This is a genomic window from Actinospineispora eucalypti, from assembly GCF_039543365.1.
GTDB lineage: Bacteria > Actinomycetota > Actinomycetes > Mycobacteriales > Pseudonocardiaceae > Pseudonocardia > Pseudonocardia eucalypti.
On the sequence record NZ_BAABJP010000004.1, the window covers coordinates 1 to 24286 of the forward strand.

Annotated in this window: 25 protein-coding genes; 6 read left to right on the forward strand and 19 right to left on the reverse strand. The window is 70.8% G+C overall.

Features of this window, described 5'->3' with window-relative positions:
- The 5 genes from ABEB12_RS05020 to ABEB12_RS05040 all read right to left on the reverse strand — a co-directional run.
- Positions 1-232 (reverse strand): hypothetical protein (locus ABEB12_RS05020; protein ID WP_345702576.1); only part of this gene is annotated, 232 nt, incomplete at its 3' end.
- A 35-nt stretch (positions 233-267) separates the two neighbouring features.
- A complete protein-coding gene (gene sbnA, locus ABEB12_RS05025; protein WP_185062596.1) occupies positions 268-1266 on the reverse strand; it encodes a 2,3-diaminopropionate biosynthesis protein SbnA in 999 nt (332 codons plus the stop codon).
- Between the two features lie 203 nt (positions 1267-1469).
- Positions 1470-1838 carry a hypothetical protein gene (locus tag ABEB12_RS05030; RefSeq protein ID WP_185062597.1) on the reverse strand — a complete coding sequence of 123 codons (369 nt, stop codon included), beginning with the start codon at positions 1836-1838 and terminating at the stop codon, positions 1470-1472.
- A 29-nt stretch (positions 1839-1867) separates the two neighbouring features.
- The gene (locus ABEB12_RS05035) at positions 1868-3256 is read right to left on the reverse strand and encodes a wax ester/triacylglycerol synthase family O-acyltransferase (RefSeq protein WP_185062598.1); all 1389 of its coding nucleotides are present in this window, start codon (positions 3254-3256) and stop codon (positions 1868-1870) included.
- 3 nt (positions 3257-3259) lie between these two features.
- Entirely contained in the window at positions 3260-4525 is a 1266-nt protein-coding gene (locus tag ABEB12_RS05040) for a cytochrome P450 (protein WP_185062599.1), read from the reverse strand.
- A 120-nt stretch (positions 4526-4645) separates the two neighbouring features.
- On the opposite strand from ABEB12_RS05040, the gene ABEB12_RS05045 reads away from it, so the two are divergent.
- The gene (locus tag ABEB12_RS05045) at positions 4646-5233 is read left to right on the forward strand and encodes a TetR family transcriptional regulator (RefSeq protein ID WP_185062600.1); all 588 of its coding nucleotides are present in this window, start codon (positions 4646-4648) and stop codon (positions 5231-5233) included.
- Here the strand turns inward: ABEB12_RS05045 and ABEB12_RS05050 are convergent.
- From ABEB12_RS05050 to ABEB12_RS05075, 6 genes are all read right to left on the reverse strand, one after another.
- A complete protein-coding gene (locus ABEB12_RS05050) occupies positions 5196-5552 on the reverse strand; it encodes a hypothetical protein (RefSeq protein WP_185062601.1) in 357 nt (118 codons plus the stop codon). The two genes, ABEB12_RS05045 and ABEB12_RS05050, sit on opposite strands and share 38 nt — an antisense overlap.
- Before the next feature lie 79 nt (positions 5553-5631).
- Positions 5632-6780, reverse strand: coding sequence for an FAD-dependent oxidoreductase (locus ABEB12_RS05055; protein ID WP_345702577.1), 1149 nt, complete (start codon positions 6778-6780; stop codon positions 5632-5634).
- An 8-nt stretch (positions 6781-6788) separates the two neighbouring features.
- Positions 6789-7187, reverse strand: coding sequence for a nuclear transport factor 2-like protein (locus tag ABEB12_RS05060; protein ID WP_185062603.1), 399 nt, complete (start codon positions 7185-7187; stop codon positions 6789-6791).
- 29 nt (positions 7188-7216) lie between these two features.
- Positions 7217-7792, reverse strand: a complete 576-nt coding sequence (locus ABEB12_RS05065) for a TetR/AcrR family transcriptional regulator (protein WP_345702578.1) — start codon at positions 7790-7792, stop codon at positions 7217-7219.
- Positions 7793-7938: 146 nt separating this feature from the next.
- Entirely contained in the window at positions 7939-9585 is a 1647-nt protein-coding gene (locus ABEB12_RS05070; RefSeq protein WP_221498211.1) for an AMP-binding protein, read from the reverse strand.
- Positions 9582-11354, reverse strand: a complete 1773-nt coding sequence (locus tag ABEB12_RS05075; RefSeq protein WP_185062604.1) for a DUF3556 domain-containing protein — start codon at positions 11352-11354, stop codon at positions 9582-9584. The genes ABEB12_RS05070 and ABEB12_RS05075 overlap by 4 nt, the downstream gene beginning before the upstream one ends.
- A 164-nt stretch (positions 11355-11518) precedes the next feature.
- Between ABEB12_RS05075 and ABEB12_RS05080 the strand changes: the two genes are divergently transcribed.
- Entirely contained in the window at positions 11519-12823 is a 1305-nt protein-coding gene (locus ABEB12_RS05080) for a helix-turn-helix domain-containing protein (protein ID WP_185062605.1), read from the forward strand.
- A 1-nt stretch (position 12824) separates the two neighbouring features.
- Here ABEB12_RS05080 and ABEB12_RS05085 read toward each other — a convergent pair whose 3' ends face one another.
- From ABEB12_RS05085 to ABEB12_RS05100, 4 genes are all read right to left on the reverse strand, one after another.
- Positions 12825-13490: a winged helix-turn-helix transcriptional regulator gene (locus tag ABEB12_RS05085; protein WP_185062606.1), complete on the reverse strand. Its 666-nt coding sequence runs from the start codon at positions 13488-13490 to the stop codon at positions 12825-12827.
- A 248-nt stretch (positions 13491-13738) separates the two neighbouring features.
- Positions 13739-14731 carry an amidohydrolase family protein gene (locus tag ABEB12_RS05090; protein ID WP_185062607.1) on the reverse strand — a complete coding sequence of 331 codons (993 nt, stop codon included), beginning with the start codon at positions 14729-14731 and terminating at the stop codon, positions 13739-13741.
- The gene (locus ABEB12_RS05095) at positions 14731-15258 is read right to left on the reverse strand and encodes a 3-hydroxyanthranilate 3,4-dioxygenase (protein ID WP_185062608.1); all 528 of its coding nucleotides are present in this window, start codon (positions 15256-15258) and stop codon (positions 14731-14733) included. Before ABEB12_RS05095 ends, ABEB12_RS05090 begins: the two co-directional genes overlap by 1 nt.
- Before the next feature lie 5 nt (positions 15259-15263).
- Positions 15264-15704, reverse strand: a complete 441-nt coding sequence (locus ABEB12_RS05100) for a Rid family hydrolase (protein WP_185062609.1) — start codon at positions 15702-15704, stop codon at positions 15264-15266.
- A gap of 76 nt (positions 15705-15780) precedes the next feature.
- On the opposite strand from ABEB12_RS05100, the gene ABEB12_RS05105 reads away from it, so the two are divergent.
- Entirely contained in the window at positions 15781-16731 is a 951-nt protein-coding gene (locus ABEB12_RS05105) for a LysR substrate-binding domain-containing protein (protein ID WP_185062610.1), read from the forward strand.
- Here ABEB12_RS05105 and ABEB12_RS05110 read toward each other — a convergent pair.
- A complete protein-coding gene (locus ABEB12_RS05110; protein WP_185062611.1) occupies positions 16715-17338 on the reverse strand; it encodes a TetR/AcrR family transcriptional regulator C-terminal ligand-binding domain-containing protein in 624 nt (207 codons plus the stop codon). The genes ABEB12_RS05105 and ABEB12_RS05110 overlap by 17 nt on opposite strands.
- Positions 17339-17445: 107 nt before the next feature.
- Here ABEB12_RS05110 and ABEB12_RS05115 point away from each other — a divergent pair, with 107 nt between their 5' ends.
- Genes ABEB12_RS05115 through ABEB12_RS05125 form a run of 3 tightly spaced genes read left to right on the forward strand, consistent with a single transcriptional unit; the run spans position 17446 to position 19715 of the window.
- Entirely contained in the window at positions 17446-19038 is a 1593-nt protein-coding gene (locus ABEB12_RS05115; RefSeq protein ID WP_185062612.1) for a DHA2 family efflux MFS transporter permease subunit, read from the forward strand.
- 14 nt (positions 19039-19052) lie between these two features.
- Positions 19053-19418, forward strand: coding sequence for a biotin/lipoyl attachment domain-containing protein (locus tag ABEB12_RS05120; RefSeq protein ID WP_185062613.1), 366 nt, complete (start codon positions 19053-19055; stop codon positions 19416-19418).
- Positions 19419-19430: 12 nt separating this feature from the next.
- Positions 19431-19715: an HlyD family secretion protein gene (locus ABEB12_RS05125; RefSeq protein ID WP_185063105.1), complete on the forward strand. Its 285-nt coding sequence runs from the start codon at positions 19431-19433 to the stop codon at positions 19713-19715.
- Here the strand turns inward: ABEB12_RS05125 and ABEB12_RS05130 are convergent.
- The 3 genes from ABEB12_RS05130 to ggt form a co-directional block, all read right to left on the reverse strand.
- Complete coding sequence (locus ABEB12_RS05130; protein WP_185062614.1) at positions 19712-21472, reverse strand: acyclic terpene utilization AtuA family protein; 1761 nt, start codon at positions 21470-21472, stop codon at positions 19712-19714. The genes ABEB12_RS05125 and ABEB12_RS05130 overlap by 4 nt on opposite strands.
- A 247-nt stretch (positions 21473-21719) precedes the next feature.
- A complete protein-coding gene (locus ABEB12_RS05135; protein WP_185062615.1) occupies positions 21720-21941 on the reverse strand; it encodes a hypothetical protein in 222 nt (73 codons plus the stop codon).
- Positions 21942-23786: a gamma-glutamyltransferase gene (gene ggt, locus ABEB12_RS05140; protein ID WP_345702579.1), complete on the reverse strand. Its 1845-nt coding sequence runs from the start codon at positions 23784-23786 to the stop codon at positions 21942-21944.
- Between the last annotated feature and the right edge of the window lie 500 nt (positions 23787-24286).

Here is a 24286-nt window from a genome sequence, read left to right on the forward strand (position 1 = left end):
CGCCGCGCAGCCGCAGGAAACGGGCCATCCGGTTGGCCCAGCCGTCCAACTCCTCGTAACTGAGGGACTTCTCGCCCGCGTCCACCGCGAGCTGCCCGGGCCGCCCGTACTTGCGGACCCAGTCGCAGCGCTCCTCGAACAAGTGATCAAGACGCTCGTCCTGGCGGACCCGCCAACCCTGCGCCTCGTGCTGGTCAACCACGATCAGGTCCGACAGCGACTGTGCCTGCATTGGCCGGCTTTCGATGCTCGGAGCGCTCATCGGGATCACGCGGACCAGGAACGGGTGGGCAGCTCGGCCCCGCCGTCGATGCCGTCGAGCACGTCCTCGCCGTACAGGTCGTGGATCCAGGTGCTCTGGTAGACGGTGTCCAGATACCGCTCACCGAAATCCGGGGCGATGGCCACCGAGGTGAGGTGCTGGGCGCCGCGATCGGCCAGCCACTGAGTAGCGCCGCTGACCACGGTCCCGGTAGACCCGCCGAACAAGAACCCCCGCCGGGCCAGGCGGTGGCAGGCGCGGACGGTGTCCGCTTCCTCCACATACACCACCTCGTCCACGTAGGACTCGTCCAACTGGGGCGGGCGGACGCTGGTGCCCAGCCCGGGGATCATCCGGCGCGCGGGAGGGGCGCCGAAGGTCACCGAGCCCACCGCGTCCACCGCGACGATCCGCACGCGCGGGTGGTGGCGCCGGAAGTAGCGCGCGCAGCCCATCAGCGTGCCGGTGGTGCCCGCCCCGACAAACAGCACGTCCAGGTGCGGGAACGCGGACGCGATCTCGGGCGCGGTGGTCTTGTAGTGCGCCGCCGAGTTGTTCGGGTTGGCGTACTGGTTCAACCACACATACCGGTCATCCGAGTCACACAACGACCGGACGTAATCGATCCGGGCGCCCAGGAAACCACCGGCCGCGTCCGGCTCGGTGACCGTGTGCACCTCACCACCCAGAGCCTCCATCAACCGCCGGGTGGCCAGGTTGCAGCGCGGGTCGGTCACACAGATGAACCGGTACCCCTTGCTCGCGGCGATCATGCTCAACGCCACACCCAGGTTCCCCGACGAGGACTCCACGATCACCGACCACGGCGTCAAAAGCCCATCCCGCTCGGCCGCCTCGACCATCCCAGCGGCCGCCTTCAGCTTGATCGAACCGGCGAAGTTGAAACCCTCACACTTCAAGAACAACGAGCTGCCGAAGATCGACCGCAGGTCGACGAACAGACCCTCTTCGTTGTACTCCTGCGGGAGCGAAATGACCGTCACGACAACTCCCCCTCGTTTGTTGACCTGGAGTTCGTGTTGGTCACAAGGGTGCTGTGGCGGCCGGCTCCGAACCATGGTGAGCACACCCGAACCCGAGGGGGGTGATCCCGATCGGCAGGTAGGGTTGTCCCGAAAACCGCAGGTGAAACTCGCTCAGGCGGGCGGTCATCCCTCGCCGTGGAGTGGAAGGGGCGGGCGCCGGCCTAGGCGCGTTCGGCGTTGCGCAGCGCCAGGGCGACCACCACGTCCGCCACGGTGAGGCCGAGCATCCCGTACATGCCGCCGACGGCCTCGCGCCGGCCATCCGACCGCCGGGCCTCGGCCCGGTAGATGGTCGCCGTGGCCAGGCTGAACGCGGCCCGCGCGGCCATCCACGGCCAGCGCGGACGACCGCGCAGCAGGCCCGGTACCAGGGCCAGGTCCATCACCCCGACCGTCCGGGCGACCGACCGCCGGTCGCCCAGCCCCATCGCCGAGCCGACGGGACCGGGCGCGGCCACCAGCGCAGCTCCGGCCACCAGGGTCACCAGGCCGACCATCTTCGGCGCCCGCTCCAGTGCGGAAGGTCTCATCCGGTGATCCTAAACAGCGCCCGGGTGCTTCATGAGCCGGGCCGGGCGTCCTCGAGATCGCGCAGGGCGTCTTCGAGATGGACCAGCAGCCGTTGCAGGTGCGGGACCGACCGGTGACAGCCGGTGATGCCGAACGACAGCCGGTCGCGGTAGGAGACCAGGGTGATGTTCAGCGCCTGGCCGTCGGTCACTACGGAGATCGGGTAGGCGTCGGTGAGCGCGCACCCGTTGAGGTAGAGCGGCTTGGCCACGGCGGGGACGTTGGAGATGACCAGGTTGAACGCGGGCCGGGGCGGCAGCGGGCCGGGCAGCGTGTTGGGCAGCACCCCGCCGAGCACCGCGCCGCTGAGCGCCGTGGCGGTGACCGGGTCGAGCTCGGACATCAGGCGTTTGCCGCGTCGCATGGAGCAGTGGATGCCCCGCAGCCGGGTGAGGCCGTCGGGGATGTCCGTGCCGAGGTTGCACAGCACGGCGGCCCAGGAGTTGCCGTCACGGGCCGAGGCGGACGGGTCGGTGGAGGACAGCGAGACCGGGACCATGGCCACCAGTGACGACCCGGGCAGGGCGTCCCGCTCGATCAGGTACGCGCGCAGCGCACCGGCGCACATGGTCAGCGCCACGTCGTTCAGGCTGGTGCCGGTGGCCCTGGCGACGTCGACCAGCCGCGCGATCGGCCACGAGTCGCCGGCGAAGCGGCGCGCGGAGCCGACCCGGTTGTTCAGGATGGTGTGCGGCGCACTAAACGGCAGGGTCGGCCCGCCGTCCCGCACCGAGGAGACACCGGCGCCGGCCAGCGCCTTGACGGTGCCACCCAGCTGGTCGGCCACCCGGAGCGCACCCTTCCCGATGGCGGTGACCGTGGGGCGACGGGTCGCGGCCGGGGTGGCGGGCCGGCCGGGCCGGCTCGGCGTGATCCACGGGGCGGCGCAGCCCCGCGCTCCCGGGTCGGGCGAGAGGCCGCCCAGCACGTGCCGGGCCATGTTGACCCCGTCGAAGCTGGCGTGGTGCATCTTGGTGCACAGGGCGAACCGGCCGTCGGCCAGGCCCTCGACCAGGTGGGCCTGCCACAGCGGGCGGTCCCGGGCCAGCAGCGTGGCGTGGAAGTCACCCACGTGTTCCAGCAGCTCGCGGATCCGGCCGGGGCGGGGCAGCGCGACCCGGCGCACGTGCAGCGCCAGGTCGATGTCCTCGTCGTAGGCCCAGGCGTACTGGCCGGCGGTGGCCGCCGAGCGGTAGGGCCGGCGCCGGAACGCCGGTTTGACGGCGTCCCGGTCGGTCATCGCGGCGTACATCTCGTCCAGCAGCTCGGGTCCGGCGTCCGGCGGCGGTTCGAAGATCTGCAGGGATATGACGTGCGCGGGGCTGCGCTGCGACTCGGCCCACAGGTAGAGCGAGTCGGTGGGCGGTACCAGGCGCATCGCTCAGTCCCGGGGGGTGAACGTGACCGGCAGCCGCTTGATGCCGTTGATGAAGTTTCCGGCCAGGTACTCCGGCTCCCCCACCCGCAGGTCCGGAAGCCGGAACAGCAGCTCCCGGAACAGCGCGCGGAGCTGGGTGCGGGCCAGGTGGCTGCCCAGGCAGAAGTGCGGACCGCCGCCGCCGAACCCGATGTGGTTGTTCGGCTTGCGGGCGATGTCGAAGCGCAGCGGCTGGTCGAACACCGCCTCGTCCTGGTTGCCCGAGCGGTAGAACATCACGACCTTCTCCCCGGCGGCGATCTTCTGTCCGCCGACCTCGGTGTCGGTGCGCGCGGTGCGGCGGAAGGTCATCACCGGGCTGGCCCAGCGGACGAACTCCTCCACCGCCGCGCCGATCCGCCCGTCGTAGTCCTCCAGCAGGGCGGCCCGCTGCTCGGGGAAGTCCTGGAGCGCCTTGACGGTGTGGCTGGCGGTCTGGCGGGTGGTGTCGTTGCCGGCCACGCAGAGCAGCACGAAGAACGCGGCGATCTCGGCGTCGGTGAGCCGCTCGCCGTCCAGCTCGGCCTGGGCCAGCGCGGTCATCAGGTCGTCCGCCGGCTCCTCCCGGCGCCGCGCGACCAGTTCGGACGCGCCGCCGTGCAGCGTCACCAGCGAGTTGAACAGCACGTTGATCGGCTCGCCGTCGCCGATGAAGTCCGGGTCGTTCCAGGCGACCATCGCACCGGCGGCGGCGGTGATCCGCTCCCGGTCCTCCATCGGGATCCCGATCATCTCCGAGATCGTCCACATGGGCAGCCGTGCGGCGACCTGCTCGACGAAGTCGATCTCGCCCAGCGGGGCCACCTCGTCCACGATCAGCCAGGCCTGGTTGCGGATCTGCCCCTCGATCTGGGCCACCCGCCTCGGGGTGAACACCGAGCTGATCAGCCGGCGCTGGCGGACGTGCCGGGGCGCGTCCATAGCCAGGATCGAGTGCGCCGCCTCCAGCACCTCGGCCGGCACGTCTTCCAGCATCACCCCGCCGAACTCCTGCCCGGATGCGAACACCTCGGCGTTGCGGCTGGCCTCGACGATGTCGGCGTGCCGGGTCAACGCCCAGAACCCCGGGTCGTCCGAGTTCGGCATCAGATCGGTCTCGGCCGGGCGGTGCCAGGACACCGGGCGCTCGGCCCGCAGCCGCGCGAACCGCTGGTCACGCACCGCCGGCGGCTGCGCCCAGAACGAGTGCGACGAGATGTCCAGCGGGTCGAAGGTTCGCGTGGTCTCCACGGGCCTGCCTCCTCAGCTCGGCGATGGGGTCTGATTCTGACCATAACGTAACTTATGCTATAGTCAATCGGTGCAGGTCAAAGGACCTTGTGCAGCTGCTCACAGCAAGGAGTGCCAGCGATGCCGAGGGAGCCGCGCCACCTCAAGGTCACCCAGGACCAGTACTTCGCGGCCGCACTGGGCCAGCTGGCCGCACACGGGGCCGAGGGGTTGACGATCAGCCGGCTGTGCCAGGCGCTCGGGGTGACCAGCGGGTCCTTCTACCACTACTTCGGCGGCTGGGCGGGGTTCGTCGAGGCACTGCTCGCCCACTGGGAGGACGAGCAGACGCAGCGCATCGTGCGGCTGGCCCGCGCCGAAGCCGGGGTCGAGCAGCGCCTCGGCGTGCTGCGGCGGCAGGCCCTCGCCCTGCCGCACGACGCCGAAGCGGCCATCCGCGCGTGGAGCCGCAGCGACGAGCGGGTCGAGGCAGCACAGCGGAAGGTGGACGCACAACGGCACGCGACGCTGCGGGCGATCATCGTCGACCTGGGCGTACCGGCCCGGGACGCCGACCGCCTCGCCACCACCGGGGTGGCCCTCCTGGTGGGCATGCAACAGCTGCACCGCCCGGTGGACACCGAGCTGCTCAGCACGGTGTTCGACGAGTTCGAGCGCACCATCCGGACCCTCAGTCCTGCAGCGGACGGTTGTCCGCGCGCGGGGTGAGCGCGAACGCCGGGACGAGCTGGTCCCGCCACAACAGCGTGTTCTCCCGGCCGTCGATGAAGTGCATCGTGTAGGTCACCTCGCCCAGCCACTGGCCCCGCGACCCCCGCCACCACCTGGCCAGCAGGCCCCGGGCGCGCCGGTTCAGGTCCAGCCCGTCGACCACCACCTGGCGGCGCAGCTCGGGGTCGTCGGGAAACAGCCGGTCCAGGTGTACCCACACCGCCCGAGCCCTGCTCGGACCGGCCACCCCCGGCTGCCACCACGCTTCCTTGGCCGTCACGTACGGCGGTAACGGACCCTCATCGCTAGAACGCACGTTCGACATGATGACGGTCTCCCGGGTCAAACTCAACGGCGGGGTCCCGAGCTCGGGCCGCGTCCGGCCGACCTCGGATTCAGGACCGGGCGGCCGCGAACCGCTCGACCGACAGGCCGGCAACGCTCTCGGGCACTGTGCCGGAGGTCGCGATCCCCGCGAGGACCTCGCCCATCGCGGACGCGATGCGGAAGCCGCCGCCGGAGAACCCCGCCGCGACGATGACGTTCTCCCGGCCGGGCAACGGACCGATCACGGGGGCGCCGTCGGCGGTGAATCCCTCCATGGCCACGTGAATGCGGTGCGGGTAGTCGTGCAGGCCGGTCAGGGACTCGCGCAGGCGGGCCCGGTCGGTCTCGATCACCGCGTCCTCGAGGTACTGGTCCAGCCGGTCGGTCGGGGCGACCAGGCCGTAGGTGTCCAGCTTGGCGAACTTGACCGAGCTGCCGTCGAGCGCCGGCATGCCGAAGTACTCGGCGCCGGAGCGCGCCCGCCCGGCGCTTTCCCGTACGAAGCAGGGGAACCGCTCCGGGGTGAAGAGGGCCGGGTCGTTGGCCGCCCACCAGGAGAGCGCGCAACGACGGGTGACGACGTGCGGCGCGAGTTCGGGAAGAAGCGTGCTCGTCCAGAGACCGGGAGTGACGACCGCCTTCCGCGCGCGGTAGGTCCGGCCCCCGGCCTCCAACGTCACGCCGGCCGGTCCGGATTCGATTCGCGTCACGGGGTGGCCGGTCACGAACCGCGCGCCGCGTTTCCCGGCGAGCCGCGCGGCCGCCACCACCGCCGGTTCCGACCTCAGCGCCCCGCCCTGGTTCTCGAAGACGGCGAGGTCGTCGGGCCCCACGATGTGCGCGGGATACCGCCGCCGCGTCTCGAGATGGTCGAGCACCTCGAGCCCGCGGCCGCCGCCGGCCAGATCGACCAGGGCTCGCATGCGCGCCGACGACCGCTTGCCGATCACCAGCGTGCCCGATCTGACGTAAAGGGAGTGCCCGCTTTCCTCCTCGAGCTGCTCCCAAAGTTGAATTGCCCGATCGACCAGTGGGGTTGGCCCGGTCCGCGGCTCGAGCGCGCGGAACAATGCGCGGGACTCACCGCCGGCGGCCGTCCGGCGGTCTCCGATCCCGAACTGTTCGAATGCCAGAACATCTGTCCCGGCCGCCGCCAGCTGCCATGCCGCCATCGAGCCCATCGAGCCCAGGCCGACGACCGCTACGTCCGCATCCACGACTGCTCCTAGCCGAAGAATGCGTTGGCCCGCTCGACCGTGCCGCTGTCCCGAACGTGGTTGGTCAGCGTGACCAGCCGCCCGTCGGGCGAGAAAGTGGCCCGGTCCGTGCTGGTCAGGTCCAGGGTCCGCCCGTTGTGACTACCGACGTCGCGGATCACGACCTCGAGGCTCAGCGGACCGGTGACCGTGGTGCTCAGAAATTCGGCTTTCAGTCCGAACCGCGCAATGGCCCGGCCACGCTCGACCGCCTGGTCCGGCCCGACCGTGACACCGGAGAGCAGGTTCGATCCCGGTATGGTCCAGGTGAAATCCGGAACGACCGCCGCCCGCATTTCCGACAAGTTCTGGGTTTCCATGGCACGGCCGAACCTGGTGAAAGACGCGACCATCTGCTCCAGCGTCAAGCCCGCACTCTCGCTCATTTATCCATCTCCTACAGATTTTCGGGCGGCGTGGGCAGTGGCGCGGTGGCCAGCTTCGAAGCTTCTTCGCGCGGGACACTGAGAGCGCACAGGACGAGTACGGCCGTACCCGTACCCGCCTCGCGCCAGGTCTGGTGGCCTTCGAGGACCATCCACATCGCGCTCACGACCGCACCGATCAGCAGCGACACGAAACTCAGCTTCATCTCCGGCGCGACGGCGTAGCGGCCGGCCGTCACCCCCGCCTCGAGGTCGTGCATCGGCGGGCCGATGAGGGCTTCCCGCAGCGACTCCTCGGTCAACCCGAACTGCACCAGGAACCGACCCACAGCGGGGTTCTCGTGCGCCCGGCGCACGATCATGCGGATCGCGGTGGCGAGCCGCAGTGGCGGGTCGAGGTAGCGGTGGTCGTCCATCACCCGCGCGTTGGCGTCATGAAGGTCGGCCACCAGTTGGGCACTGGCCTGCTGGAAGAGCTGTTCGATCGACCGCGCGTTCCGGTAGAGCGTCCCCCGGGCGACGTCGGCCTCCTCGGCCAGATCGCTCATGGTGACGTCCTTGCTGCCCCGCGCGGCGAACAGCCGCAACGCCGCCGCGTGGATGCGTCTCTCAGTTGTATTCACCGTTGACCTTACCCATGCCTGTCCTGTACGTGACATAAGCGTACTGAATGAGACATAGATGTTCAACCGTGAGGCTGGTCGCGCTTAGTACCGCGCGAGGGCACTGATCACTAGCGGGCGTCGCCGGAGGGGTCGGTGGTCGCGCTGGCGGCCCATCTCACCTGGGCCGCGCCGCGGTCCGCGTCCTCGGCCGCCACCGACCGGAGCTCCTTCTTGTCGATCTTGCTCAGCGTGGATCGCGGCAGCTCGCGCACCACATGCACCGCGCGGGGGACCTTGAAGTCGGCCAGCATCCGCCGGCAGGCCGCGCCGACCAGCTCCGCGATGCCGTCCGGGTCGGCGCCGGAAGCGGTGACGAAGGCGATCGGCACCTCGTCCAGCTTGTCGTCCGGGCGCGCCACGACCGCGGCCTCCACCACCCCCGGGACCTGCAGGATGACCCGCTCCACCTCGGCCGCGCTGACGTTCTCCGCGCCGACCCTGAGCATGTCCTTGTCCCGGTCGGCGAAGCTGAGGTGCCCGTCGCCGTGCCAGGTCACCAGGTCACCGGTGCGGAACCAGCCGTCCTCGGTGAAGCTCTCCGCCGTGGCCTCCGGGTTGTCCAGGTACTCGGCGAACAGCGACAGCCCCCGGATGCCGTGGACCTCGAGCTGGCCGGTCTCCTCCGGCTCCACGGGCGTGCGGTCGGCCCGCAGCACGCGCACGCCGTACTCCGGCGCCGGCCGGCCCATCGACAGCGGGCGGCTGGGCCAGTACGGGTCACCGACCACCACGGTGGCCAGCGTCTCGGTCATGCCCCACCAGCCGAGCGTCTTCACCCCGTAACGGGCGTCCGAGTCCAGGTCGCACACCGGGCCGCCGAACAGCCGGTAGCGGTGCCCGGCCGGCACCTCGCTGCCCAGGATGAAGCGCTGGGTCAGGCCCATCAGGGACAGCCAGGTACACCCGTGCCGCAGCGAGACGTCCCAGAACCGGCTGGTGGACCACTTGGGCACCAGCACCATCCGGCCCCCGGTCCACAGGGTGGCCAGCGTGGAGTAGGCCAGCGCGTTGGTGTGGAACAGCGGCAGGTAGGTGAGGTGGCAGTCCTCGGGCCGGAGCGTCTCGTGCGCGGCGTTGGTCCGCGCGGCCCACAGCGCGTTCGCGTGGGTCCACAGCACCCCCTTCGGGCGGGAGGTGGTGCCGGAGGTGTACTGCACGCTCACCGGGGCCAGCGGGTCGGACGGCGCGGCCACCAGGTCGTCCGGGTTACCGGCCAACCCGGCGAACGGGTCCTCGCCGGAGTCGGCCGGGACGCCGCTGTCGTGGTCGGTGCAGGCAATGAACCGCAGGCCGGGGGCCGCCTTGGCGACCAGCTCGGCGAACCGGGGCTGGGTGATCGCCGCGACCGCGCCGCAGTGCTCGGCGTAGTAGGCCAGCTCGTCGGGCGCCGACCGGGTGTTGGTGGTCACCGCGACCGCGCCGAGCGCGGCGCAGGCGAACCAGCTGAACAGGAACTCCGGCGAGTTCTCCAGGTGGATGAGCACCCGGTCACCGGGCCGGACACCCCGCCGGGCCAGCCCGGCGGCCACCGAGGCGGCCTCCCGCGCGAGCTCGCGGTAGGTCCAGGTCCGGGCGGGCGCGTCGAACGGCTGCCAGGTGACGAACGGCCGGTCACCCCCGACTCCGGCGCGGGTGGTCATCAGCCGCCACACGCCCATCCCGTTGAACGGGTGCGGCGAGCCGGCCTCCAGGCGGGGCGCGACCACTGCGCTCACTCCCTCTCGGTGACCGAGGCGCGCGGGTTCTCGTACCGCCGCCCCGGTCCCGTGCTGATGACCTCGACCGGGAAGCTCACGTCGTCCTCGCTCAGCCACGGCTGGCGGGTCAGCATGTCCTTCGTGTACACGTAGCCGGCCTCGATCTCGCCGGTGGCCGCGTCCACGATGCGGTAACGCTGCCGCTGGACGTGGATGGGCTGCGACTCGAGGAAGACCATCACCAGCTCGCCCGGCTCGTACCGGCAACGCTTCTGCACCGCCGCCAGCAGCTGCTCGTTGTGCAGGTGCCCGTCACCGAAGTTCCAGCCGATCAGCGTGCCGGTGATCGGTTCCCCGTCCTGCACCGTGTAGCGGTCGACGTCGTCCAGCGCGCGGGACAGCAGGCCGTTCAGCGCGCGGCCCTGCGGGTGCATGGACCGGAAGGCCCGGAACCGGAAGTTGGTCAGCTCCGAGGTGTCGGCGTCGAACAGTCGGGTGAGCTGCTCGGTCATCAACCCGGACGCCTTGGTGACGCACTCCCCCAGCCGCCGGTCGGCGCCGTCGCGGAAGCACCACAGCCCGATCGCCCAGTTCCCCGCGTAGTACCGCATCGCCGGCAGGAAGGACACCAGGTCGGGGCGCATGTTGCCGACCACCACCGGGGTGAGCAGCGCCAGCAGCACCAGCACGATCAGCGCGGGGTGCTGGACGGACGACAGTCCGAGGTCGGCGTGCGCCCAGAACAGGAACAGCGTTCCGAAGATCATGAACACGTTCCACTCGTTGGGCACGCCCACCGGGATGGTGGAGATGATGTGCAGGTGAAAGATGATCATGAGAGCGACGGCGGCCGCCGAGACCACGCCGCCGTCACCGAGCAGCAGCACCACGGGTAGGCCCAGCTCGATGACCGTGCCGGTGTGCGCGAGCACGCCGGCGGCCAGCGAAGGGCGGATGTCGTGGAGCGGGTCGCGGTACATCATCCGCTTGAACCACCTCGGCCGGAACGGCGAGTTGCTGATCATGACCGACACCACCGAGGGGAAGATGTGGGTCAGCTTCGAGACCCCGGCACCCCACCAGATGGCGACCAGGGCGAACTTCAGCCCGATCATCATGTCGGCGTAGGGGAAGAAGAAGATCAGGCAGGCGATCCAGTACATCTCCGCCCGCGCGGCCAGGTAGACGGTCTTGTCGCGCAGGCCGAGGGCGCCCAGCAGGATCACCACCGGCAGGATCACCGAGGGGGCCAGCAGGCCCACCTCGGCGCCCGGCGGGACCGGCCCGGACCCGGGTGAGAGCAACAGGTGGACCGCCGCCGCGACGAACCCGGCGTACAGCAGCACGTCGACGACCGACCGCCGGTCGCCCGAGGTGAACGGCACCCTGCCCGGCCACGGGGGCAGCCGGATGGTGCCCGGGCGGAAGAAGTGCAGGAAGGCGGTGAACGGCGGCAGGAACTTGAAGAACAGCGGGCCGGTACCGCCGCCGAAGCCGAGAACCTCGAACAGCATGGTGAACACGACCGCCTTCTGGTAGACGATCGGCTCGGTCCACCATTGCGGGAATTCGGTCACCCCGCCAAGGCCCGGTGTCGTGGCGATAATGGCGACGCCACCCCAGCAGTAAGCCACGATCTTCAGGATGTAGAAGATGTGCACCGCGCCCGGCGAGTCGGTGCCGTACTCCACCCACCGCAACACCAGCGGGCGTATCCGGCGGACGTGCGAGAGCCGTTTCCATTCGTCGACGTCGAACGGCGGCTTCGCCACTTTCAGGAGCGCCATAGCCCTTCCCACCTTTTCGGCGACACGTTGGCTCGGGACTCTAAGCGCGCGCCCCACTACCGACCATGGGCCGCTGACCAGTCATCTTGTGCGGCCGTCCAAATCGGCGCCCGACGGTGGGACACACTGGACGGCGACGGATACCGCCGGGCATCATGGCCGCCGTGACCGCGAACCCCGGGCAACCAAACCTGGCCGTCACGGCCGCGGAGCTCATCGCGCACACCGGACAGCCAATTTCCCCACAGGCCCGGGCGGCCATGGAGCCGCTGTCCCGAATCCTTTCCCGCGAGATGGCCCGGTACATCGACAACCAAATGGAGAACATCTACGCCCAGCGGCCGGAATTCTCCACCAATGAGCTATTCGTCGAGACGGTGCGCGAAATATGCCGGTACAACATCACCGCATTCGCCCGGATTATGGCCGGATCGACACCCGCCGAGGAAGCGGCGGCGATACGACCGGAGGCATTCAACAGCGGCGCGATGATGTCCAAGGCGGGCATCTCGCTGCCCGAGCTACTGGAGGTGTACCGGCGGGGCCAGGCGCTGCTGCTGCAGGACTTCCTCGGCCAGGCGTTCGGCGAGCTGGAGGCCGCGTCGCCGTTCAACGAGATCCTGCACCACTGCATGATCTGGTGGAGCGCCTACGTCGACGGCACGCTGGCCCACACGGTAGATGGCTTCGTCGAGGACTACGAACGGCTCCGGACCCACTTCCAGGCGCGGCGGCTGCGGGCCGTGGAGGCGGTCCTGCAGGGCCGGCTGACTGACGTGGCGCAAGCGTCCGCCGAGCTGTGCTACGAACTGCGCGCCGCGCACGTCGGGTTCGTCATCACCCATCCGTCCGGCGGCGCCCGGGGTGACTTCGAGTCCGCCGTCGAACGCTTCGTCGAGCACGCCGGCCAGGCCTTCGGCACCCGCCACACGCTGGTGGTCCCGTTCAACTCGGGGCAGAAGTGGGCCTGGGTGGGCGCGAGCGACCCGAGGGAAGCGCCTTCGCTGGCGCAGTGCGCGGCCGACCTGGACCTGCGGGTGGCCATGGGCGGCCCGGCCCGGGGCCTGCCGGGATTCATCACCACGAACCGCCAGGCCCACTACGCGAGCCTCACGGTGGAGGACCTCCCGGACATCCCGTCGTTCGCCGCCTACCCGGACGTCGCGGTGCTCTCGCTGATCAAGCCGGACCGGAACCGGATCCGCGCGTTCGTGCTGGACCAGCTCGGCGGGTTGGCCTCCCGGGACCCCCGGATGGCCGAGCTGCGGCAGACCGTCGCGGTGTTCCTGCACGAGGGACGCCACGCCCCGCGCACCGCCGAGGCGCTGCACACCCACAAGAACACCGTGCACTACCGGATCGCCCGCGCCGAGGAGGCCCGTCGCCGCCCGATCCAGGAGAAGGCCCTGGAGCTCGAGCTCGCCCTCCGGCTGGTGGCCGACTACGGCGACTGGACCCTGGCCGACTGAGCTAGGCAGTCGCCGGTTGCGGGGCCGGGAACAGCCGGCGCAGGGTCTCGAGCAGCTCCGGGTCGGCGTCCGTGCGGAGGTCCCCGGCGGCGACCAGCGCCGCCACCGACTGCTCGGGGCGCAGCAGCAGGGCGCGCAACGTGGCCGCGTCGGTTTCCAGGGTGGCGTCCGGGTTCTCGGGTTCGCCCCGGCCGACCGTGATCTCGCCGTGCGCGATGTACACCCCGAAGCGGTGCTCGCCCAGCCGCAGGGCCAGCCGGGCGGTGAACCCGGGGGACGCCGCCGGGTCGAACAGCGTCTTCAGCGAGAGCACGGCCGAGTCGACGCTCAACGGCGGTTCCACCGGCATCGTCGGCGACCGGACGCTCCACCGGGCCAGCGCCAGCAGGACCGGCTCCAGCTCGCGCCCCCAGTCGGTGAGCTCGTACACCCAGGACGCGGCGGGGGCGGGCAGCCGGCGGCGCCGCACCAACCCGGCCTCGGCCAGCTCCCGCAGGCGCTGGGTGAGCATGTCCGGGCTGGCCCCGGGCAGCCCCTGGTGCAGGTCGGTGAACCGTTTCGGCCCGAGCAGCAGCTCGCGCACGACCAGCAGCGCCCAGCGCTCCCCGATCAGGTCCAGCGCGTGCGCCACCGCGCACCCGTCGTCGTACTTCCTGCGCCCCGCCACCGCGTCAGCCTAACGGGTGTAGCTCCAGAAGACCACTTATCTACTTGTTTTTTCCAAGTAGCTAGTAGTAGTTTCCTACTTATGCAGGCCACAGCTATGATCGTCAAAGAAGAACCAGCCGTACAGGACTTGCCGGAGATGCCAGCGGCACCCGCTTCGGCACCGAAGCGGGTGCGCCAACGGCGGCGCAGGGAACCGTCCCTGGGCGGTCCGTGGGCCGACCCCGGCGGGCCGTGGGCGGTGCCCGACTAGGCCGGCAGGGCGAGGAAGCGCGCGGCGTTGCCGCCGAGCAGCAGGCCGCGCTCCTCCTCGGTGAGGAACTGCGCCTTGCGCACCACCTGCCCGGCCGGCCGCTCCCCCAGCGGGTACGGGTAGTCGCTGCCGAGCAGGACGTTCTCCACGCCGAGCACGTCGACCAGCAGCCGCAGCGCCGACGGGTCGAACACCACGCTGTCCACGGAGAACCGGCCGACGTAGCTGGACGGCGGCTTGGCCGAGCCACCGATCACGTCGTGTCGCTCGTACCAGGCGTTCTCCAGCCGGCCCAGCCAGAAGGCGAACGAGCCGCCGCCGTGCGCGAAGCAGATCCTGAGCGACTCGGGCACCTGGTCGAACACCCCGCCGAGGATCATCGCCAGCAGGGACAGGTGGGTCTCGGCCGGCATCCCGGTGAGCCAGCGGGACATCCAGCGGCCCAGCCGGGGCGAGTCCGGCATGTCCCAGGGGTGCACGAACACCGGCGCGCCGGCCGAGGCGCAGTGCCGCAGGAACGCCACGATGCCGGCGTCGTCCAGGTCGTGGTCGCCGACGTGGTTGCCGATCTCCACGCCGGCGTGGCCGGCGGCCAGGCACCGGTCCAGCTCCGCGCAGGCCAGGTCCGGGTCCTGCAGGGGCACCTGGCAGAACGGCAGCAGCCGCCCGCCCGAGGGCTCGCAGATCTCCAGCGCCAGGTCGTTGAAGATCTTCGCGATCCGGGCCGCCTCGGCGGGCGGGCGGTCGTAGGAGAAGAACACCGGCGTCGGCGAGACCACCTGCAGGTCTACCCCGTCCTCGGCCATCTCGCGGCGCCGCAGGTGGGCGTCCCAGCAGTTGGCCTGGATCCGGCGGAACTCGCGCGAGCCGGCCATGATCGTCGCCTCGCGCTCGCTCTCCACCCGCAGCCACGGCGCCTCGGGGTCCTCGGAGAGCCGGGGCCAGCCGCGCGGGACGAAGTGCGTGTGGACGTCGACCACCGGGGCCATCAGGCGGACCTGCCCGGGTGCACGGTGCCGCACCGCCGGCACTTGCGCGCGGCCTCGTCCGCGTAGAACCGCTCGAACACCGGCGGCAGGTCGGTCACGATGTCCCGCACCTGCAGCCGGGCCTCGTGCACCAGGGCCTGGCAGTTCCCGCAGTACCACTGGAACCGCTCCCGCGTGCCCTCCTCGCGGATGCGCTCGATGACCACGCCGATCGAGCCGGCCTCGGGGCGCTGCGGGGAGTGCGGCACGTTGCGCGGCAGCAGCCACATGTCGCCCTCGCGCACGTGCACGGTGCGCGGCCCGTCCCCGGTCATCAGGTTGACGTGCATGTTGCCCTTGACCTGGTAGAACCACTCCTCGTACGGGTCCACGTGGAAGTCGGTCCGCTGGTTCGGGCCGCCGACCACCTGCACGATGAAGTCGCCGGTGCGCTGCCACATCTGCTTGTTGTTCACCGGCGGCTTGAGCAGGTGCTGGTGCTCCTCGACCCACTTCACGAAGTTGAACACCGGGTTGATCTCGGTCATGACGGTCAGCTCCTCTCGCCCGGCACGTGGGCGACGGCCTGGATCTCGATGAGCAGGTGCGGGTGCGGCAGCTGGTGCACGGCGACGGTGGTGCGGCTGGGGCCGGTCTCGTCGAAGTAGCGGCCGTAGACCTCGTTGTAGCCGCCGAAGTCGTTCATGTTCACCAGGTAGCTGGTCACCTGGACGACGTCGGCGAGGCCCGCTCCGACCGAGGCCAGGATGTCGCCTATGTTGTCCAGCACGGCGGCGGTCTGCACGCGGATGTCCAGCGATGTCGTGCCGAGCTCGTCCACCTCCACGCCGGCGAACGTGTTGTCCGGCCGGCGGCTGCTGGTGCCGGAGACGAACACGAGGTCGCCCGCGCGCTTGAGATGGGGGAAGCGGCCGCGCGGGGTCGCCTTCCCGGCCACGGTCCTGGCCTCGTTGCCCGGGTTCATGTCAGTCATCGTCGCCACCTCTTGATATGCCTGACAAATACCAATCACTTAATTTCATATGTTCATCTGGCTATAGTGCGAACTGATGGCACCCAACCAGCTCCCCCGGCTGCTCGACGGCCGGATGAAGTTCCGGCACCTGGTGCTGCTGGACGCGATCGCGCGGCGCGGAACGATCGTCGGCGCCGCCGCCGAGCTGCACGTGACCCAGCCCGTGGCCACCCGGGGCCTGCGGGAACTCGAGGACATCCTCGAGGTGACGCTGTTCGACCGCGGCCCGCGCGGCCTCATCCCGACCGTGTACGGCGAGGCGTTCACCGAGCACGCCAGGGCGATCCTGGCGCAGGCCCGCCAGGCCGCGCGGCACGTGGTGGAGCTGGCCGGCGCCGAACGCGGCACGGCGGTCGTCGGTACCCACCTGTTCGGCTCGAACGTGCTGCTCCCGAGGGCCATCGCGGCGCTGAAGGCGGAGCGCCCGAACCTGACCGTGGCGGTGCGCGACGGGACACCGGAGTCGCTGCTGGTCGAACTGGCCGCCGGGCGGCTGGACCTGATCGTCGGCCGGCTCACCCAGATCTCCGACGAGGAGTTCACCCGCCGCAAGCTCTACGACGAGTACGTGGTGCTGGTGGTGCGGGACGACCACCCGCTGGCCGGGGCGGAGGCGGTGGACCTGGCCACCCTCGCCGGCTACCCGTGGATCCTGCCCGGCCCGGAGACCGCGTTGCGCCGCGAGCTCGAGCAGCTCTTCCACAGCAACGACGTCCCGCTGCCGGCCAACCGCGTAGAGGCGACGTCGTTCCTCACCGTGCGCCAGCTGTTGCGCGACACCGACGTGGTGGCCGCGCTGCCCCGGCTGATCACCGAGGAGGACCCGGGGATCGTGCGCCTGCCGCTTTCACTGGAGCCGATCGGGCACAGCGTCGGCCTCACCCTGCCCTCGACCCGCAAGCCCACCCCCTCGGCGTGCGCACTGATCGACAAGCTGGTGGCCGAGGCCGGCGAGGTGAACCGCCGGCTCAACCCCGGTCCGTAAGACCGGGCGCCTCCCGGTAGCCTCGCAGGAGGGGCAGCAGGACGAGATCGACGATCTCCACCACCACCGCCTCCGCGATGGGCGTGCCGTTGACCACGGCGTGCGACCTGAGCAGGTCCGGTCCGACCGAGGCGACCCGGGGCGTCAGGGCAGCCACCGGGATGTCCCCCCGGACGGCGGCCCGCCGCAGCACCTCGAGGACGGGCGGCAGGGCCGGGTCGGCCATGAGCGGGCCGACGGTCGACAACAGTTCCGGCGACCGCATCAGCTCGGCGATCAGGTGCCGCACCGCGAGCCCGGTCGGGCCACCCAGGTCGTCGGCCACCTGACGGAGCACCGCGAGCAGCTGACCGCGCAGGTCGCCGTCGTCCTCGGGGAGCTCGGTGCGCGACATCGCGGACTGCGCCGCGTCGACGACCAGCTCGATCTTGCCCGGCCAGTAGCGGTACAGCGTGGCCTTGCCGGTGCGCGCCCGGGCCGCGACCGCGTCCATGGTCAGCGCGGCGAAGCCGTTCTCCCGCAGCTCGTCGAGAACGGCGGCGTGGATCGCGGCGCGCAGCTCGTCACCCCGCTTGCGGCGCCGGACCGAAGGTGCCGCGTCGACCATCCGCACACCCTAGCCCTCGAGCGCCACAAGAAACCGTGACGGAGCTAATAAGAAACTCTCTCGTCTACTATTGCGTACGGATGGTGCCCTACTCCAGGCTTGACCGCATGGCTGACCTCGAGCTCGAACCCCGGCGGAACGAGACACGTCGCTCCCCCGGCCACCCGGCGGGGACCGCCGACCCGTTCACGCCGCATCCGGCGAAGGGCTGGGGGCTGCCGCTGGCGGTGCTGATCGCCGGCATGTTCATGTCGATCCTGGACACCAGCATCGTGAACGTGGCGATGACCTCGATCCGCAAGGACTTCGGCGCCAGCACCGAGAGCGTCCAGTGGATCAGCACCGCGTACAGCCTGACCGAGGGCGTGGTGGTGCCGGCGAGCGCCTGGCTGGGCGCCCGGTTCGGGCTCAAGCGGGTGTACATCTGGTCACTGGTGCTGTTCACCGTGGCTTCGGCGCTGTGCGCGCTGGCCGGCGGCCTGGGCAGCCTCATCTTCTTCCGGATCCTGCAGGCCATCCCGGGCGGAGTCATCCCGGTGACCTGCCAGACGATCCTCTACCGGATCGTGCCCCGGAACCGGCTCGGCGCCGCCATGGGCATGTACGGCGTCGGCGTGGTGGTCGCGCCGGCCATCGGCCCGACCCTGGGCGGCTACCTGATCGAGCACTTCGACTGGCGGGCCATCTTCTACGTCAACATGCCGATCGGCATCCTGGGCACGATCGCCGCCGTCGCGGTGCTGTCGAAGTTCCCCACCGACCGGGGCCGGCCGTTCGACCTGGCCGGGTTCGCCTGCATCGCCGGCGCCCTGTTCGCCCTGCTGCTCGCACTGGAGGAGGGCTCGAGCTGGGGGTGGACCAGCTACCCGGTGCTCATCCTGTTCGCCGTCGCGGTCAACCTGCTGGCGCTGTTCGTGGTGGTCGAGCTGCAGGTCGACCACCCGCTGCTGAACCTGCGGGTGTTCCGGCACTGGCCGTTCGTGAACTCGTTGGTGCTGGTGGCCGGGATGATGATCGGGCTGTTCGCGGTGATGTTCTACATCCCGGTGTTCCTGCAGAGCGTCCAGGGGCTGAGCGCACTGGACGCCGGCCTGGTGCTGCTGCCGCAGGGGATGGTGATGGCCGTGCTCATGCCGGTCGCGGGGCAGCTCTACGACCGGTTCGGCGCCCGCTGGCTGGCGGTCGCCGGGCTCACCCTCACCGGGACCGGGATCCTGATGCTCTCGGACATCAGCGTGGGCGTCCCCCGGGGCGAGGTGGTCCTCGGCACCGTGGTCATGGCGGCCGGGCTCGGCCTGGGCATGATGCCGGTCATGACCGGCGGGCTGTCCGCGCTGCCCAATGCGTTCACCGACGTCGGCAGCGCGATCAGCACCCTCACCCAGCGGGTCAGCTCGGCGCTCGGCCTGGCCGTGCTCACCGCGATCGTGACCGCCGACCGCGCACAGCTGTGGGCCGACCGGTCCGGTCTGCTGGCGGGCAGCGGCGCCGACATCAACCCGCGCGTCGCCCAGCTGCAACAACAGGGCGACCCGGGCCTGATCCAGCTCTGGCAGCAGCTGTCCAACCAGGTCCAGACGCAGGCCTACGGCAACGCGTTCGCCATCGCGGGGACGGTCACCCTGGCCGCCGTCGCATTCGCCTTCCTGCTCCGCTCCGGGCGCCCGGCGGCGGGCGCCGACAAGCCGATGGCCCACTGAGACGGGATCCGGACATGACCAAGCTGAAGCGGTCGACCAGGGTGGCGCTGGTGGTCATCCTGGCGGTGAGTCTGTTGGAGGCCCTCGCCTTCACCGGCACCTACCTGCTGTACTCGCGTCACTACGTGTCCACCGACAACGCCCAGGTGGACGGCGACCAGATCGCCATCAACGCCCCGATCACCGGGAACGTCACCGACTGGAAGATCGACGCCGGCGCGGCGGTCCGGCCGAACCAGGTGGTCGGCCGGATCCAGGAGACCGGCGGCGGTGCGCAGCCCAAGCGGGCCATCCGGTCACCCGGCGCCGGCACCGTCGCCGCGAACACCGTCCTGGACGGCCAGTACGTGGTCGCCGGCACCACCCTGGCCGTCGCCTAAGACCCCGGCGCCATCTTCATCACCGCCCGGGTCGAGGAGAACGAGATCAGCCACGTCCGCCCCGGCCAGCGGGTGGAGATCTCCGTCGACGCCTACCCACACGCGCACGCTCTCGGCGTGGTGACCGAGATCCAGCGGGCGACCGCCGGCCGGTTCACCATCTTCCCCAGCCCGGACAGCGACCCGACCAACCCTCAGAAGGTCGACCAGTACGTCCCGGTCAAGATCTCGATCCTGAACCCCGACGGCGCCCAGCTGCTGCCCGGCATGAACGTCGTCGCCAACATCCGCCGCTAGTCAAGCAACTCCACCGGCACCGGGAGCGGTTTGGACCGCAGGTACTCGCCGACCGCCTTGCCGATCTGGTCGACCCGGGTGTTGGAGGAGCCGCCCGTGCCCAGCAGGCCGCGCAGCACGAAGTGCACCGCCCGCAGTTTGGGCAGCTCGTGGCGGACCACGTCCAGCCCGGCCAGCTCGGGCATCAGCCGGCGCAGCTCGGCGGTGGACAGGGTGGCGCGCAGCCATTCCCAGGCCCTCGGGTCGGGCGCCCAGATGCCCACGTTGCTGTTGCCGCCCTTGTCCCCGCTGCGGGCGTAGGCCACGTCGCCCAGCGGCGCGGTTCGGGTCGCGCCGCCGGTCGGAACCGGCTCCGGTTCGGGGTGCGCGGGCTGGCCGGTCAGCGCGGTGTCCGGCGGCGCGGGCACGTCGAACGCCCGGTCGTCCAGCACCACCCGGTGGGCCAGCGCCGACTGCGGCAACAGTCCCGGCCAGTAGCCGATCACCGGGCGGGCGGTGGCCCTCGGCGGCACCGCGCCGTCCAGGAAGAACCCGGGGATGCTCTGCAGGTACAGGCTGCCCAGCCGGGTGGCCAGGCCGAACGCGTCCAGCGCCTCGCGGTCCCCGGCCGTGGCCATCACCCGCAGGCCGACGGTGGCCTCCCACTGGCTGGCCGGGTCCGGCGCGGCGGTGCCGATCGGGGTGAACTCCAGCTCGACGCCGTCCGGTAGGTCCCGGCCGATCTGCGCCCGCAGCAGCGCCACCTTGGCCGGCACGTCCGGCGCGGTCACGTAAACGGTGTGCACGGTCTGGTACCCGAGCTGGCCGAACATCGCCACCTTGGTGGTCGGCGGCGGCGGCGACCCGGTGGCGCCGGACATCCGCACCCGGTCCGGCCCCTCCTCGGTCAGCTCCACCTCGTCCAGGTGCAGGGTGACGTCGGAGTTCAGGTACACCGGCCCCTGGATCTCGTACAGCAGCTGCGCGGTGACCGTGTCCACGGTGACCGCGCCGCCGTCCGGGCCGTGCTTGGTGATCACCGCGGTGCCGTCGGCGGCAACCTCGGCGATGGGGAACCCGGGGACCAGCATGTCCGGGATCCGGGTGAACCCGGAGAAGTTGCCCCCGGTGGCGTGCGCGCCGCACTCGATGATGTGCCCGGCCAGCAGCGCGCCGGCCAGCGCGTCCCAGTCGTCGCGGCGCCACCCGTGCCACCAGGCCGCCGGCCCGACGGTCAGCGAGGCGTCGGTGACCCGGCCGCACACCACCACGTCGGCGCCTTCGGCCAGCGCGGTGGCGATCCCCCAGCCGCCCAGGTAGGCGTTCGCGGCGAGTGGCCGATGGCCCCACTCGGCCAGCGGCGCCCCGGTGTCCAGGTGGGTCAGCGGGTGGCCGTCGGCGGCGAGCTCGTCCAGCCGGGCCAGCACGTTGTCCCCCTCGACGTGCGCCACCCGCAGCGGCACCCCGTCGGCGGCGGCCATCCCGCGCAGCTCGCCGGCCAGCGCCGCCGGGTTGAACCCGCCGGCGTTGGCCACCACCTTCACCCCCCGCCGCTTCAGCGTGGCCAGGTGGGGGCGCAGCTGGTCCAGGAAGTAGTCCACGTAGCCCTTGCCGGGGTCCTGCCGGTGCCGGGCGGCCAGCGCCGCCAGGGTCACCTCCGCCAGGTAGTCCCCCACCAGCACGTCCACCGGGTCGCCGGCCATCACCTCGTCCACCGCCGAGTAGCGGTCGCCGAGATACCCGGAGAAGTTGGCAATCCTTATCGACCGTTCGCTCACGAACGCGACCGTACTTGCCGGCGACTCAGGATCCGACCGGTGCGTTTCGCGGAGCGCCGCACCCGAGCGCGCCCGGCGAGCAGGCGATGCAGGGCGACCGCTACGCTGCGTCACCAAATGTCGAGACGCGCGGGCGGACCCGGCCGACCGGCCGCGTCGAGTGCGACACCAGCCTGCTTCGATCTTGAAGAAACCAGAATGATGTCGCGCTCGACGAACAGGGCGAACCGAACCTGCCCAGCGCCGGTCACGCCCCGTAGCCGGGCCGGCGGCCGGTAGCCACAAACCGCGGCAGGGCAGCCGGCCCGCCGCCGTCCAGGCCCTCCTTCGAACCCGACCCCGCACCGAACCGGCGGCGGGCCGGCGGCGGGCCGGCGGCCCAGTCCAGCAGGTGCAGGCGCAGACGCATGTCCAGGCGGACCAGCTCGGTGCGCTGGTGCACGTCGGAGCGCCGCGGCCTCGCGGTCAATCACCAGCCGACGGCGGCACCGTCCTTGCGGTGGTCGGACGCCGCCCGGTAGATCCCGTTCACCGGACCGTTGGGCGCCGCCTGGCCCGGCCACTCGCCGGGCTGGGCGGGGGTGAAGTGGATGGCCTGGTAACCACCCGCGCTGGTGGTCTTGGGGTCCTGGAGCTTGTGGCCCATGGCGGCCAACTGGCCGCCGACCAGCTCGTGCAGCGCGGGCTCCAGCCCGACCGAGTCCTTGAACTGGTGGTGGTTGAACCGGGCGGCGTCGCCGGCGGCCTGCGGGTTCATCCCCAGGTTGATCATCTCCACCAGCTCGGTGGCCTGGGCCTGCGCCTGCACGTTGCCGCCCATGTTGCCGAAGGACAGCACCGGCCGGCCGTCCTTGGTGACGAACGCCGGGACCAGTGTGTGGAACGGCCGTTTGCGCGGCGCCACGATGTTGGTCGAGGCGGGGTCGAGCGAGAACAGCGCCCCCCGGTTGTGCAGCGGGAACCCGAAGCCGGGCACGGTCAGCCCGGAGCCGAAGGTGTCGTAGATGCTGTAGATGAAGGAGGTCATGTTCCCCCACCGGTCGGCCGTGGTGAGGTAGACCGTCCCGTGGGTGGCAGACGCCTTGACCGACGGCGGCGTCGCCTTGTTCGGGTCGATCTTGCCGCACAGGTCGGCGGCGTGTTGCTTGGACAGCAGCATGTCCAGCGGCACCTTTACGAAGCGCGGGTCGCCGTTGTACCGGTGCAGGTCGGAATAGGCGAGCTTCTTCGCCTCGATCAGCAGGTGCCAGAACTGGGGCGCGCGCGGGCCCAGCTGGGCCAGGTCGTAGCCGAGCACCGGGCCGAACTGGTCGATGACGCCCAGCATGATCAGCGTGGCGAAGCCCTGGGTGTTGGGCGGCAACTGGTGGACGTCGTAGCCCTGGTAGTTCACCTGGATCGGGTCCACCCACTCGGCCTGGAAGTCGGCCAGGTCCTCGGCCCGCAACGCGCCGCCGAGGCGCCCGTTCTTCTCCAGGATCGCCGCCGCGATCTCGCCCCGGTAGAAGACGTCGCGCCCGCCGCGCGCCAGCACCCGGTACGCGTTCGCCAGGTCGGGGTTGCGCACCAGGGAGTACAGGGCGGGGGCCTTGCCGTTGACCAGGAATGTCTTCGCCGAGTCCGGGTCCTTGGCCAGCAGCTCGGCGCCCTCCACCCAGTCGCTGTGGATGCGCTCGGTGAGGCCGAAGCCCTCCTCGGCGAGCTCGATGGCCGGCGCGAGCACGGCGTCGAACCCTCGGCTGCCGAAGCGTTTGAGCAGCTGGTCCCAGCCGTCGACCGCGCCCGGCACGGTCACCGAGTCGACGCCGGTGTAGGGCATCCCCGCGACCGGGTCGGTGTGGCCCCGGCTCCGGAAGTAGTCGGGGGTCCAGCCGCTCGGCGCCCATCCGGCGGAGTTGAGGCCGTAAAGCCGCCGGTCGGCGGCCGAGTAGTGGATGGCGAACGAGTCGCCCCCGATACCCGCGCTCTCCGGTTCGACCAGGCCGAGTATCGCGGCGGTGGCGATCGCCGCGTCCGCCGAGTTCCCGCCCTCCTGCAGGATGCGCAACCCGGCCTGCGCGGCCAGTGGATGGCTGGTCGCGACCACGCCGTTGCGGGCGAGCAGCTCCGAACGGGTTTGCTGTGGCCACCCCGAGATCCGGGAGCCGGGCACCGCGGTGATGGCCGAGCCGGGGTTGTTGTCCGGCCCGGTGGGCGCGCCGAACGGGTTCGCGCTGACCGTCGCCGGCCGTCGCGGTCCGGGTGGTGTCGCCGGCGGCGCGCCGGGGGCCGGCGCCGACGGGGCGCATGCGGATGCCGCGGCGAGGGCGGCCACGGTTCCGCCCGCCTTGAGTAAGGCCCGGCGAGACGGAGCTGAAGGCGATCCCATCCTGATGACCTCCGATTCGCCGGCGGAATCTTGATCGTATACAGGATACATACATACTGAATACTCACAACCCTAAGAAATAATCTCTCATTACCATCTGCCCCAAAGGTCGACTTCAACCACAGGAGCCTTTCTTCAGTTGGGCGGCGGTGCCGGTCTAGAGATCGGCTTGGACGGCGTGGCCGGGCGGTCTCCCGTGGCTCGGGTACGGCCCGTTGCCTTGCGCCCGCCTTTCGTGCCCTGGCTACGGACCGTGGTCGGATCGCGAACGGCCAGCGTGGCCGTCGTCATCGAGTGCAAGCTCAGTCCGGTTCCGCCCATGATCGAACCGAACTGAACCAGCACTCGGCGAGCACGGGCGGCGCGGACCCGCCCGGAAGCCGTGCCGGCCGTCACGGTGCGTAGCGAAAGGGCCGCCGATGCCCTGACCAAGCGCAACGGGCCGC

Coding starts and splice junctions, on each gene's coding strand:
- ABEB12_RS05030 (WP_185062597.1), bottom strand. CDS start 1,838: ATGAGACCTTCCGCACTGGAGCGGGCGCCGAAGATGGTCGGCCTGGTG.
- ABEB12_RS05035 (WP_185062598.1), bottom strand. CDS start 3,256: ATGCGCCTGGTACCGCCCACCGACTCGCTCTACCTGTGGGCCGAGTCG.
- ABEB12_RS05045 (WP_185062600.1), top strand. CDS start 4,646: ATGCCGAGGGAGCCGCGCCACCTCAAGGTCACCCAGGACCAGTACTTC.
- ABEB12_RS05075 (WP_185062604.1), bottom strand. CDS start 11,354: ATGGCGCTCCTGAAAGTGGCGAAGCCGCCGTTCGACGTCGACGAATGG.
- ABEB12_RS05090 (WP_185062607.1), bottom strand. CDS start 14,731: ATGGCCCCGGTGGTCGACGTCCACACGCACTTCGTCCCGCGCGGCTGG.
- ABEB12_RS05095 (WP_185062608.1), bottom strand. CDS start 15,258: ATGACCGAGATCAACCCGGTGTTCAACTTCGTGAAGTGGGTCGAGGAG.
- ABEB12_RS05100 (WP_185062609.1), bottom strand. CDS start 15,704: ATGACTGACATGAACCCGGGCAACGAGGCCAGGACCGTGGCCGGGAAG.
- ABEB12_RS05105 (WP_185062610.1), top strand. CDS start 15,781: ATGGCACCCAACCAGCTCCCCCGGCTGCTCGACGGCCGGATGAAGTTC.
- ABEB12_RS05110 (WP_185062611.1), bottom strand. CDS start 17,338: ATGGTCGACGCGGCACCTTCGGTCCGGCGCCGCAAGCGGGGTGACGAG.
- ABEB12_RS05115 (WP_185062612.1), top strand. CDS start 17,446: ATGGCTGACCTCGAGCTCGAACCCCGGCGGAACGAGACACGTCGCTCC.
- ABEB12_RS05120 (WP_185062613.1), top strand. CDS start 19,053: ATGACCAAGCTGAAGCGGTCGACCAGGGTGGCGCTGGTGGTCATCCTG.